Origin of the sequence: Kitasatospora sp. NPDC093102 (assembly GCF_040683915.1) — a bacterium.
Taxonomy (GTDB): domain Bacteria; phylum Actinomycetota; class Actinomycetes; order Streptomycetales; family Streptomycetaceae; genus Kitasatospora.
Genome location: NZ_JBFBFA010000063.1, coordinates 15824 through 29309 on the forward strand (window position 1 = coordinate 15824; position 13486 = coordinate 29309).

The window sequence follows — 13486 nt, forward strand, 5'->3', positions numbered from 1 at the left end:
GGAGGAGACGGTGATCGAGGAGCGGTCAACGGATTCCGCCGTCCCGGAGGAGACGGTGATCGAGGAGGGGTCAACGGATTCCGCCGTCCCGGAGGAGACGGTGATCGAGGAGGGGTCAACGGATTCCGCCGTCCCGGAGGAACGCCCGCAGCCCAGGCTGTCCACGATCGAGGAGGAACCTGAGAACGCGGCCGACTCTTCGGCCGGTAGCGGGGCGCCGAGGGCGTCCTGGAGCACGGACGACTCGGACATCATTCCGGAGCGGGACTTTCGGCCGCCCAGGCCCAGAGAAGACTCCACTGACTCCGAGGCATCGCTGGACCTGAGGGAGGCGCCGGTTTGGCCCGAGCTGGGCGAGGCCCCGTCAGGATTCGGCGGGACGGTTGCCGACCTGTTGAGGGAGACCCTTGACCGTCGGGCTGCGCCCGCCGCCGAGGAGGGGCGCGCTTCCGGGTTCGACGTGAACAAGCCTCTTCCCGAGAAGCCTCTGCCGGAGACGCCCCGTGGTGAGACGCCCGGTTCCGAGGTGCTGGGTGTGGAGAAGCCTCTGCCGGAGACGCCCCGTGGTGAGACGCCCCGTGGTGAGACGCCCGGTTCCGAGGTGCTGGATACGGAGCAACCTCTCCCGGAGACGCCCCATGATGAGACGCTCGGTTCCGAGGTGCTGGCTGTAGAGGGTGTCCCCCCCGAGGAAGCCGTGGGAGCGATCCGGGCCGAGGTGACGGTCGCACCCGCCGATCTGATCGGCACGGAGGACACGCTGGCGGGGCTGGGGGGCCGCTACGACGAGTCCCTCGATCTAGAGGACGAAACCGGCCTGACCTCGTCGCAGGGCTGGGATGAGCTGTTGTCCAGGGATGTGTTGGCGAACGGGTTCCCGCACGACGATTTGCTCTCCGTCGGTACCGAGCCCGCCGCGCCCCAACCGGCCGTCGTGCGCGTCGACCTCGGGGGGCAGTTCCGGTCGCCCGTGGCGGTGGCCGAGGCGATCCTCCGTCCGGGCGTCGAACCGGATGCCGTCATCAGCCTCGACCGTGCGCCGGCCCTGCCGGACAGCCGGCTCAAGGCGTGGGGCAGCGCCATCAGCACGCTGACCGGCCGACCGATCCGGGTGACCCTCGGCGGCGGATCCGAGGTCATGGTGAGCGGAGCCCCCGATCGCGGCCCGCGCCCGGCCCGCGAAGCCGAGCCGCAGGGCTTCCGGACCTTCGCCTCCCACGGCGTCGTCACCCCGGGTGTCTTCGGCAGCGGGCTCAAGTCCGGACGCCACCAGGTCCCGTTCTCGGACGTCCGCTCGACCCCGATCCTCACGCACGGCGAGGGCGGGCCGAGGCACGTCGGGGTCGACCTGACCCGGGACGGTCTGACGGGTGCCGAGCGGTCGCACCTGCCGACGAGTCAGCGGGGCCAGGACGCCGGGTTCCGGCAGGTCGACGAGGCGTACGCGCTGTGGAGCGAGGAAACGCGGCAACAGGGGCGCCAGGAGCCGTACGTCGTCGTGGCCGAGCCCGTCCCGGGCAAGCCGGGGCTGGTGCGGGTCGAGGTCGACGGGCGCTCGGAGACGATGGGCCCCGAAAGCCTGGTGCGCTACCTCCGCGACTCGGCCGGCCTGAACGAGGTCCCGCAGGGGCTGCCGGTGGTCCTGGCGATCCCCCACGCGGCCGAGCCGTACGCGATGGGCAAGGGGGACACCCCCCGGTCGTTCGCGCAGCGGTTCGCGGAGTCCAGCGAGCACCCGACCTACTCCGTGCGCGGCGAGATCCGGTACGAGGGGACGGGCGGCGCCGGTGGCACGGAGGGCCCGCGGATCTCCAAGCCCGACACGTACGGCGGGAGGTCGAACACCTTCGTGCGGTCCGAGGGCGGCCGGCCCAACGAGGTGGCCGCGACCGCTGCGGACACGGCCGTCCGGCCGCCGGTCCGCGAGCGCGCGCACGTCCTCGACCAGGACCACGAGCTGGGTGCGTTCCCCCGGAGCAGCGCGACTCCTCGGGCGGAGGCCAACGCGCAGGTGGGTGAGCTGGGCAAGCACCTCGTCCAGATCGGTGAACTGCGCGCGAAGTTCGGCCTAACGGCGCCCTCGGTCTCCGTGGAGGGCCACCTGTTCGGAGCGAAGCACGAGTCGTGGGGATCCACGACGATGACGGAGCGCCGGGCGGAGTCGGTCAAGGAGGCCCTGTCGGGGGCGATCCAGGTGGAGAAGCTGCTCGGCGACACCGAACCCGGCACCGCGGAGATCGAGGTGCAGTCCCGGTCCGTCTTCGGTCCGCGGTCCGCGGGGGCGGAGCGCGGGCAGGACGGCCCCGAGGCGGCCCGGCCGGAGGAGTCCAACGTCACCGTCACCGTGCGCGGCGGCGGGCTTCACCCGACGGACCTGCACGAGGAGATCGGCGGCGAGATCAACGACACGCTCCGGTCCCTGTCCGAGGACCACCCGGGCAGCTACGGGCGGCTCATGGCCTCGGCGAGGTCCATCGCGGCCGAGCACGGCCACGACGGGTTTCCCACGCAGGCGGCACTGAACATGATCGCGTACGCCAGGCTCGCCACCACCCCGGACCACCTGCTGCACCTGCTCGCCTGGGAGGTGACCAGGCCGGAGCCGCTGCCGGAGGAGGGGCGCAAGCTCGTCCTCAAGGGCCACGACCGGAATCCCGGACCGCTGGACCGGCAGCCGGGCGTCGACTACCGGCCGTCCGAGTGGCGTCCCATGCCCCAGCCGACCGGGGGCGATGCGATCCCACAGGGCCTTGAGGACTCCGGCGTGATGCGGTATCTGAAGGACCTCCGGGAGACCGGCGCGGACCTCACCCGCTCGCACGTCGAGATGTACATCGACGTCGCCCCGGGCCGCAGGCCCGGCAAGGGGCCCGGCGTCGGCAGCAGTGTCGGCCTGCGGTGGGAGATCCCCGGCCAGGGCAGCACCTCGGCGTTCTTCGAGCAGTCGGGCGGTGAGGGCGGGGCGGCGCGGAACTTCACGGGCAAGGGCTCGGTGTACGTCCGGCCCAGCGGCATCGAACGGCCCGCCGTCAGCTACCCGGTCAGGATCACCGCCGCCCAGCTGGAGCGGGCGGTCCAGTACCTGACGGGCCGGCAGGCCTCGGTGCTCCCCACGGACAAGGGGGTCACCTTCGTCCGCCAGGCCGTCGAGTACATCACCGGGAAGGAGGCGCCGGGCGGCCGGAGCTACTTCGGCGGGCCGTCCGACTTCGCCGCGGCACTGAAGACGTCGCAGGCGATGTTCCTGCCGGAGAACGCCTGGTTCGACGGCACTCCCGGCGAGGGCCTGCCCCCGCGCGGGCCCGCCGCCCCGGAGCCGAGGCTCGTGAGCGCCTGAGGCCCTGGTGCCGCACACCGCGGGCCCGCCCGATCCCGGTCCGACGACCGGGCCGGGCGGGCCCGCGTCCCCCTCCGGGGCCACGGCCCCGCGCTCGACCCGTACGTGACCCTGCCCCCGGGAGGCTGCCGTGCCCGTCCCTCCGATCGGCCCGCGACCTCCGTGGGAGGTGACGGCGGTCCTCGACCGGCTCGCGGCGGAGTGCTGGCCGGCGGTCGACCCGATCGCCCTGATCGCGGCGGCGCAGCGGCTGCGCGAGGCCCTGAGTTCCTCCGTGGAGTCGGGCGGGGGCCTGGAGCGGCTCGCGGCCCAGGTGTCGGAGGCGATGCCGAACCACGGCCGTCACATGGGCGCCACCTTCGACCGCACTGCCGCCGAGCTGCTCAAGGCGGCGGACAGCCTGCACGGGTTCAGCCTCTACCTGCGCAACGCCGCGCAGCGGATCGACGCCACCCAGCTCGACCTGTGGGTGACGGCCGCGCTCGCCCTCTGGCTGGTGCTGCAACTGCTCTGGGCCGCCCAGATGTCGGGTGGGGCCTCGCTGCTGCTGGTCCCCGCCGTGCTGGCGGCCGCGCGGCAGGCCGCCATCGACCTGTCCACCGCCCTGCGGCAGGCGGTCGGCTCGATCGCCCTCGCCGAGGACGGCGCGCGGATCGGGGCCCAGGGGGAACGGAACCTGGGCCGGCTGGGCTTCAACTCCGCGGTGGTGGCGGCCGGTACCGGTGAGGTCGCGGCGAAGGGCGGGGCGTTGGGCCCGGCGGTGGGAGGCGCGCCGTTCCTGTCCGGCCGGCTCGGCAGCGCCACCGGGCCGGTGGTCGGCAGCCTCACCGACCGGCCCGGCTTCGGCGGCATCCGGTTCGGCGACGGCACGTTCGCGGAGGAGCTGTGGGCCGCCGGCCGGGTCCAGGTCGACGTCGTGGACGATCCCACCAAGGGCTGGCAGCTGGTGAGTTCCTGGTCGGCGGACGCCTCGGTGCGGCAGTGGGCCGTCGGCGACGCGACGGGCGGCGGCCCGCTTCCCCCTCCGCCGAGCGGCGGGGTGGCCGACGTGTCGGCCACCGTGGGCGGGGGGCCGCCGGACGTGCCGCAGGCGATGCCCGCGGTGGTGCACGGGCAGGACCACGGTGCCGCCGTGCCCGGCGCCGGGCACCTGGGCGTCGAGCCGGTCCAGCACACCGCCGAGCCCGTGAGCACGGCGGCACACGTGGCCGTCGCGCCCCAGGCGACAGTCGCGGCGCACCTGACAGCCTCGCCCTCCTCGGCCGTCGGCTCTTCCCCGGCCGTCGGCTCCTTCTTGGCCGTCGGCTCCTCCCCGGCCGCGGCCCTGCCCATGGTGTCGCTGCCTGTGGTGACCGTTCAGCATCAGCCGGTGGCGTTCGGTCCGGCTGCCGGGTCGGCCGACTGGCACGAGACCGGCACGGTCCACCACACCGGGGACGCCGGCATCACCGCCGTGAGCAGCCACCGCGAGGCGGCCCGGGCGGGCGTTCTCCCTGCCGCGGTCGGCCTGTCCTGGTCGCCGGCCGCTGACGAGCGGGTCCCGGGGTACGCGGAGCCTTCCGGCTGGCCCGGCGCTCATGGAGGGGTCCTGCCTGCGGTCGACACCCCGTCGACGGACCTGCTCGGCGCGCTGTTCGCGGCCCTACCGGCCTTCCGCCGGCGGGAGTTGCAGCGGTCCGACCCCCAGGGCTCGGGTCGACGGGCGCTGCGGCGCAGGCTCGACCCGGCCGATCGTGAGGCGCCCGAGGCGACCGACGGGCTCGCGTTGGTCCGGGCGTACGCCGCCGAGTTCGCGCAACCGCTCACGATGGTGCTGCCGGACAGTCAAGTCATCCGTCTGGGGCCGGAGAGGGAGGAGGGGCGGGTGTACCTGGTCCAGGGCGAGGACGGCCGCTACCGGCCCTCCGCTGCGCCCGCGGACGGGGCGGCGGCCGTGGAGGTTCCGGTCGGGGCTGAGATCTCCACCACGTCGGCTCGTGTCTGAACTGGCCGTACGGCGTTCACCGTTCTTTTCTCCGGCGGCCTCTTCCTCCGCTTCCGCTCCGCGCTCGGCGATGCCGACCGCGCGGGCCTTGCGGCAGGCCTTGATCCGTCGTCAGTTCCTGTTCTTCCTTTGTCCCGTTGGGTGGTTGTGGTCATGCCGGATTTCCTCAGGTCGCTTGCGCGTTTTCTGAATTTCGGTGGTTCGGGCAAGGAGGTTCCGTCGGGGTCGTCGTTCGCGGTGGTGGGGTTGTCGGGGAACGACTGGCCGGCGGTGGCGCCCGGGGATCTGGTGGAGGCGGCTGCGGGTTTGCGGGCGTTGTCGGCGTCGGTGGGTGAGGCGGGGCAGTCGATCGCACGGGATGGGGTGGGGGTCACCGCGCTGGTCGGGGGGGAGACGGCGCGGGTGATGAAGGATTCCGTGGCGGATGCGGGGGCGCGGGTGCGGGACACCCAGGCGACGTTGGAGGAGGGTGCGGGGCAGTTGGAGGCTTCCGCGTTGCAGGCGGATTACGCGCAGTGGTCGGTGCGGTTCGCGGTGGCGATGGCGGCGTGGATGGTCTACCAGCTGATGACGGCGGTGGCGGCTGCGGGTGGGATCGCGGCGCTGCTGATTCCCGAGGTGCTGGCGGGGGCGCGGCAGACGGTGCGGGAGATCGTGTGGGCGCTGGTGGGGGAGTTGCGTGCGGGGGTGGTGCAGGGGGTGGGGCAGGACGCGGCGACGCAGTTGATCCAGTTCGCGGAGTACCGCAAGGGGTGGGACTGGGCGTCGGCCGAGGCTGCTGCGGTGGGTGCGGCGGCCGGTGCCGCGGGTGGTGGGGTGCGGATCGGGTGGGGTCATCTGCCGGTGGGGGATGCGGGGCGGTTGCTGGCGCATCCGGTGGCGGGGGTCGCGGGTGGTGTGGCGTCGGTGGGGGCGCTGGCGGGGTTCGAGGGCGGGGAGATCGATCCCAAGGTGTTGGCGGAGGCGATCGCCTCGGGCGCTGTGCTGGGTGTGGTGGGCGGGGGTGTGGACCTGGCGCACCGCGCGGTGATGCACAAGTCGGGGTTGCCTGGGGGTGTGGCGCCGTGGGAGTCGGGTCCTCACGGCGAGGACCTCGGCGCGCACGTGGGCGACGAGAAGCCCGTGCCGCCGGCCGTCGAGTACCAGCCCGAAACCCCTGTCGCTGAGCCGACCCAGGTCGTTGCCGAACACCCGGAGCCGGGGGCCGTGGCGGCGGCGAAGCACGATCCCGCCCCGACGCACGCAGAGACGGAGACGGCGACCGAGCCCGCCGGCGTTCTCCCCACGGAGAAGGCGGCGGAGGACACGGGTGTCCTGCGATCCGGTGCGCCCGCGGACGGCGACGTGACCAGCACGCGGGACGACGTCCCGACGGCGCCCGTGCCGGAGACGGCCAAGTCGTCGGCCGCCGGTGCCCGCCACGATGCCGACGCGTCCGTACCGGCCGGCACGCAGAAGGGCGCTGCGGACGGCGTTCCGACGGCGGAGGCGACCCACCGTGACACCCAGGCCCCGGTGGCGAAGGCGGCCCACGGTACCGGAGGTGCCGAGGTCACGGCCCCGGCGAGGCCTGCGGAGAGCCGGGCGGAGGCCCGGCAGGAGGCGGTGGCCCACGCCCCCGGCGTGGTAGCCGAGGCGACGGGCCGACCGGAGGGCACGGAGGTTCACGAGGCGGCCGTGGCGCCCTCCGAGGCGCTGCCGTCGGATGCCGTGCCGCTGGTGGCCGGGCCTGAGGCCGTCGGGGTGGCCGGGGTCTCGGGGGAAGTGGTGGCGCGGGTGGATGCCTGGTCGCGCGACGACGTGGAGGGGTGGTTCGCGCAGCTGCCCGATGAGCGGCATGAGGAGCTGGCCGGCCTGGTCTCCGGTGTGAGTCGGCTGTCGTTGACGGACACGGCCGGTGACCGGTTGTTCGTGCAGCAGGTGGCGCTGGCGGGGGAGATGGCGCTGGCGGAGCACCGGGGCGAGGCGGCCCCCGTGTCGGGGGGCAAGGGCAAGGCGAAGCTGGTGGCCGTGGGGCGGAGGGAGCTGTTCGGCGAGGAGCTCGCGGCGTGGCGGGACGGGGCGCGGAAGTTCGCCGAGTCCAGGGGCCGGGCCCTGGAGGGCGCCCTGCCGGCCGCCGGCCCTCGTCGGCCGAGCACGCGCTTCGAGAGCACGGAGGCCGGGCCGTCGCGCCCGTCCCGGCATTCGGAGCACTTCTCCACCCGGCGACCGTCCGCCGCGTCCACGTCCGGGGCTTCGGCCGAAGCCACCGCGGTTGATTCGGCCGGTGCGGCCCACCAGCCGCCCGCGCGCCCCCGGCGCCCCCGGCCGGGAACCATCGATGTGGCCTTCGCCCAGCAGCGTGGCATCGACAGGCTCCTCGGGCGCGACCTCCCCCAGCGCGCCGTCGCCCTGGAGATCCTCGGCTACGCCGGTCATACGGAGGGGGCCGTCGATCTGTTCCCGGGCTTCGGTGACCGGCCGGACTCCTTGGCCGGCCTGCGGGGCTCCGCCCAGCACCTGGTGAACGAACGGATCATGGCGGAGGACCAGGACCTGCGCCGGCTGGTCTCCACGGCCATGCAGGTGCGGCCGGAGGACACCAGGTCGCTGAACGACTTCGTCGCCGAGGTCGCCGGCTACCTCAGCGGACTCAATTCGGACGCGGTACGGCAACTCGGAGACTCTGCACAGGATCTGACGTCGGCTCCGTTCAGCCCGGGATCGGACCACGACCTGTTGTCACCCCGGACCCCGGGCGGGCGGAAGGCACCGGCCGAGCTGTTCCCGAGCACGGACTCCGACAAGCGCGGCGCGTACGTCGGAAGATCGGGGGAGGAGGCCCGAGCCCTGGCCGAATGGCTCGACACCGCCAAGGGGGAGCAGAAGACCTACCTCCACCTCTTCGGCGGCGAGGCCATGGGCGGGCCGGCCCCCGTGCTCTGGCGGGAGGACAGCAGCTTCGTGGTTCTCACGGACGGTCCGCTGAGCAAGGAGCACGCCCGGCACCTGGCGACGCAGGTGATCGACCGCTTCAAGGGCAGCCGTGAGATCCACGTCGCGGTTCTGCGCCCCGAGTCCAGGACGAAGTCCGTCAACAAGGCGGTCGAGACGCTGAAGCAGAGCCTCGCGTACGAGCTGTACGCCCGGGGCCTGTCGGACGTCAAGGTCACGGTCTTCCATGCCGCGCACGCGGTGCTCCGGCACGTGGACGCGACCGGTGGCCTTGAGCTGCACGTGAGCCCGGACAAGAACGGCAGGCTGTGGCACGCGGAGCACGTTCCCGCGTTCAAGCGGCCGGTCGTGCGGTTCCTGGACGACGGGGGCTCGTTGAACCTCCGAGGGGACGTCGACAGCTTCCCGGTCAGCGAGCCGGTCAGGCTTTCGGGAGAGCTCCGCGCGCTGGTCGAACTCTCCGGCAAGGAGGCGAAGGCGTTCGTCGTCGACGCGGCGCCGATCTCGGACCGGCCGGAGGAGATACGGCACGAGCTCGCCCTCACCCTGCCCCTGGAACCCGGATCGACGACGAACCCCGCAGCCGAGGCCGTTCACGGCCTGCCGGAGGCACCGGCACCGACCCGGTCGAAGAGCCGCACCAGGCTCGGTCGGCTGTTCGGCCCCAAGCAGACGGAACCCGCCCCGGAGAGCTCCGAGGTACGGGATCGGCACCACCATCGGGTCGGCGGTATCAAGGGCGCGCTGCAGGCAGTGGTGGGAGGCGGCACGGGCAAGGCCGCCGTGCGGGTACCGACGCTGGCGGAGGTCGGCACGGCCTTCGTCGCGGTTGAGACCGCGAGTTCCTCGACCGTCACGGCGCTGGCCGCGCGCATCAAGTCCGACCTGGCCAAGCGGCCCGGCACGCCGGTCGTGCTGATGATCGACCGCGCGGCGCAGGGCGTGCTCACCAAGGACGGCCGGACGGTCCGCTCGCTCGCCCAGAACCTGGCCGACGAGCTGGGGGTGCACCCGGTCATCGCCACGCACGGGGACATCAAGATCCTCGCGGCGGCGACCGCGGCGGGCACGGCCTCGGAGGGCGAGGGTCACGTCGTCGAGGTGCTCGACCACGTGACCGGCCAGGTGCTGGAATCCGCCTGGGACGTCTTCCACCCGGTGGGCGGTCTCCTTTCGGAGCCCCTGGGGCTGCACGGCCCGGGCCTGAAGACCGTCGAGCCGGGGCGCTACAACGTCGTCATCCTGGGTTCGGAGCAGGAGAAGCCGTCCGCGTTCACCCGCCGGGACTCCCATGCAGCGGTGTTCGAGCCGGTCGAGGACCCCGGCTACGGTGAGGCGTTCCCGCCCCGGGTCGTCCGGATCCCGGTGCAGCACGACGAGAAGCCGGCCCTGCTGGTCTCGCAGGACGGCACGATCGCGATCAGCGCCGAACAAGGTGAGATCGGCGAGTTCTACGCCAGCAAGGAGGTCATGGAGGAGACCAAGAAGCTGCTGACCGAGCTCGACTCACGTGCCACGGTGGAGGTCGACGCCCCCAAGGTGGTGCTGCGGGACCACCCGGACCAGGTCCTGTACAAGGTCCGGCTGGTGTTCCCCGATGCCGACTCCATGAAGACCGACATTCTCACCGCGCCGACGGCACACGCCAACCGCTCCGGCACCCTGCTGCTGGGGACGGGCGGTCATGGGGCGGGAGCGGGTGACATCTCCGTCAGGCTGGCAGGCAACGGTGGGGCGGCCCGCGGTGCGGGCACGGTGGCCAAGGCCCTCGTGCACGGGACGGAGCCGGGCCAGGCCCAGACCGACTCCTTGCAGGTCGCCCATGCGGTGGCCGCCGAGCAGCGCGGCCAAGAGGCGTTTCCCGGCCACGAGCAGGCGTACGGGGACCTGCTCCGGCGTTCCGAGGAGCGGGCCGCGAAGCCTCAGGGGAAGGAGGAGCCGTTCGGCGCCGGGCTGACCATGGAGGACGCGGAGAAGCGGATACTCGTCGACCGGCTGATCGAGCGACTCGGCGTCAACCAGTACGTCTGGCCGCAGCCCGGCGAGAGCTACGTCGTGCAATCGATGACCGGGTCGGCCGGTGAGGGCCGGCATCCGCTCCATCCGAGCCACCCGGGACCCGAGGGACAGAGCAAGGAGGCCGCCGGGGCGTCGTCGTACCGGTCCACGGTCATCGCGTCGGACAAGAGCGGATTCGCGCACATCGCCCTGGAGTCCTACGACGACCAGCTGAGCCTGAAGCGCGACCTCGGCGGCCGGGAGATCGCGACCCTGGTGGAGGAGTACGGCACCCACACCGAGGACGCTCCGCCGACGTGGGAGCGGCTCGACACCGTGCACGAGGACTTCGGCGAGAGGCTCGCGATGCTGAAGTTGGCCAAGGGAAGGACCGCCGCCCAGCCGGAGCGGGTCGCTCGGACGCAGGCCAGGATCGACTCCGTGACCCGCTCGTTGGACCTGGCCTCGGAGGTCCAGGCGACCGGCGACGCCGTGCACGAATTCACCCGGACGCTGCTGGCGGACTGGCCCGAGGGACAGCTGAAGCCCAGTGGTCAGCAGCTGAGGAAGCTGGCCTTCGAGATGCTCCGGGCGTCCCACGAGAGCGGGAGGGCCGACTTGTCGGCCACGGTCGAGCGTTTCATGAAGAATCTGCCTCCCGAGGACCCCCGGTACGGCCTGTCCGCGACCCTCGGTAAGGCGCTCGCCGATGACGAGCAGCTCAGCGCGGTCCGCGCGCAACTGGAGGAGGAGCTCCGTCAGGCCGAACAGGAGATCACCAGCCTGGCTCCCGAGGTGGAGGCTCTCGCGGAGCGGGAGGCCACCTCCCGGGTGAACTCCCGCAAGGCCTCACACCGGCACCTGTTCGGGCGGGGCGAGGGTGCCGAGCCGGCGCGTCCGTCCGGACCGGCGGGACTGCAGGAGAAGGAGCAGCGGCTCGAAGCGGCGAGGCAGCGCTCCACCGCGGCCCGGAACCGACTGGCCGAGCTGCCCGACGTGCCCTCGGTGGAGGCCGTCTGGCGACGGGTCAACGCGAGCCACCGCAAGGCCGTCGACCTCTACTGGACGATCTCCGAGGCCGCCACCGGTAGCCTCGGCGCCGGGCAGCCGCACCTGCGGATGTACGGCCGAGGTCAGGCGAAGGACACCTTCTTCGAGCGCACCGTCCGGCACCACGACGACGAGGGCCGGCAGACTCCCCACGTCAGTGACCCGCTGGCCGTCCGGGTCGCCCCCGACCTGATGCCGGAGGGCAGGACCGTCATCCGGCTCGACCCCGCGGCCACGGGGCCGTACGAGGACGCCGTGGCGTACGGCCGCCAGTTCGCGAAGGCCGCGCTCCGGTACCAGTCCAATGGCGCGGGCCTGCCCGTGATCCGGCTGCGGATGTACGGGACCACGGACTCGGGGCCGGTGCTCACCGAGCAGGCGAAGTTCGTTCAGGAGTCGGTCCTCGCGGGCGTGCGGGCCGAGCTCCACGACCGCTACCCGGACGGCGGGGCTCCGCTGGTGCCGGAGCGCCTGCGGTTCGAGGTCCTCCACGAGTTCGAGGCGCCGGTGCCCACGATGTCCCAGCAGCCGACCGTGAGGATCGAGCTGGAGGACCGGATGGACGTCCGGGCCAAGGAACTGGTCGACCACATCCTGAGCACGCGCGACCCGCAGCTCGTCGCGACGGCCCGTGGACACGCCGAGGCGATCGTCAGCCAGTACAACCCCTTCCCGATGGTCATCGAGGGCCAGCTGGAGGGCGGGCACTACAAGGAGCTCAGGAGCCGCCGGGAGGACGCCGTCGACCGGGTGGCCGCCGAGTGGCTGGCCGTCAGGGAGACCACCGGCAACGACCAGGACGCGCTGCGGGCGGCGATCGACCTCGCCGACCAACTGCGCAGGGACCGCGGTGTGGCGGAGCGCCGGTTCGCCGTGGGTGGCGAGGGGCCGGTGGCGGAGGAGCTCCGGACGTTCGGGGAGAGCAGCCGTGGCCGTCAGGCCCCGGTCCGGGTCGAGTCGGGCGAGAGCGGCGTCAGCGGCGAGGAGACCGTCGGTGGCGGCAAGTGGTCGGGGAAGACCTCGGTCCTGACGATCGGGCGACGGCGGGCGGAGGCGGAGCGGCTGCTGGGTGACACTGCTCTGCCCGGCGTGCGTGACGCCTATCTGTCCGACGGGTCGACGGCTTCGACGGCGCAGCGTCTGTGGCGGGAGGCGGTGGAGGAGGTCGCGTACCGGCTGCACACCGAGCCCGAGGGTGTTGATGCCTTCGTGGCGGGTCTGAGCCTGGATGTGCCGGGTGAGCTGGCGAACGGTCGCGGGTACGTGTCGGCGGAGCCGGAGCGGCGTTACCCGATGCTCAGCGACGACCGGATCGGCGCCGAGCCGGTGCTGTTCTCCGACGCGGAGGGCATCACGATCGGGCACCTGACCGACACCCTGGAACGCGGCTTCACGGCCGAGGACCGCGCCCGGTACCTGGGCGAGGCGGAGAAGCTGCTCGGCATCGGCCTGGCGGAGCGCGAGGCCCTGGGCGAGGCGTGGGAGTCGCAGGTCGTGCAGGTGGCCCACCTGCTCGCGCACGGCAGCCCGGAGGCCGGTGAGCTGGCGGCCCGGCTGCGCGCGGGCGGTTCGCCCGTGGAGGGGCTGTTCGGCGGAGTCAAGAAGAAGCGGGGAGGGCAGAAGCGGCAGACCTCGGTCTCGGAGCCGCAGGCGCAGACCGAAGCAGGTCCGGCCGTGCCCGGCACCCGTACGGAGGGAACCCCGGCCACGTCGGCGGCGGAGCCCGTGGCACCTCCGCGCGAGGAGGAGCCCCGGGTCGTCCAGCCGGTCTTCTACCTGCGCAATCACGTGATGAACGGATACCTGCACGATCCGGATCTCGGGGGCACCAGGCGTCTGGGGGCCGGGCACATGATCTCCGGCTGCCACGTCCGTCCGAAGGACACCAGCCCGATCAAGCTGGACGAGCGCACGGTGACCACTGCGCTGGGTAACGGTGTCTACCAGGGCACGCTGTACTACCGGGACGGGAGCGGCCGCCTGCACCTGAAGCTCGGCAACACCTTCTTCCCGACGGGCCTGAGCTGGAAGGTCGTCTGGGAGAGCACGTGCCATGCGCTGGACCGGGCGACATTCAGGCCGGACGGCTCCTGGGAGGGTCAGGACGCCTCGGGGAACTGGCTCGCCGGCAAGATCGACTGGTCGACGGGCCGTGCCCGGCTGATGACGATGTACGCGCTGCC

4 protein-coding genes are annotated in these 13486 nt (G+C 72.9%); 3 read left to right on the forward strand and 1 reads right to left on the reverse strand.

The genetic code is table 11. The features are described from left to right. On the reverse strand, positions 1–255 hold a 255-nt coding region (locus AB0O11_RS36435), incomplete at its 3' end, for a hypothetical protein (protein ID WP_363395965.1). 442 nt (positions 256–697) lie between these two features. On the opposite strand from AB0O11_RS36435, the gene AB0O11_RS36440 reads away from it, so the two are divergent. The 3 genes from AB0O11_RS36440 to AB0O11_RS36450 form a co-directional block, all read left to right on the forward strand. Continuing rightward, positions 698–3337, forward strand: coding sequence for a hypothetical protein (locus AB0O11_RS36440; RefSeq protein WP_363395968.1), 2640 nt, complete (start codon positions 698–700; stop codon positions 3335–3337). A 130-nt stretch (positions 3338–3467) separates the two neighbouring features. Next, complete coding sequence (locus AB0O11_RS36445) at positions 3468–5321, forward strand: hypothetical protein (RefSeq protein ID WP_363395971.1); 1854 nt, start codon at positions 3468–3470, stop codon at positions 5319–5321. A gap of 405 nt (positions 5322–5726) precedes the next feature. Then, on the forward strand, positions 5727–13486 hold a 7760-nt coding region (locus AB0O11_RS36450), incomplete at its 3' end, for a hypothetical protein (RefSeq protein WP_363395974.1).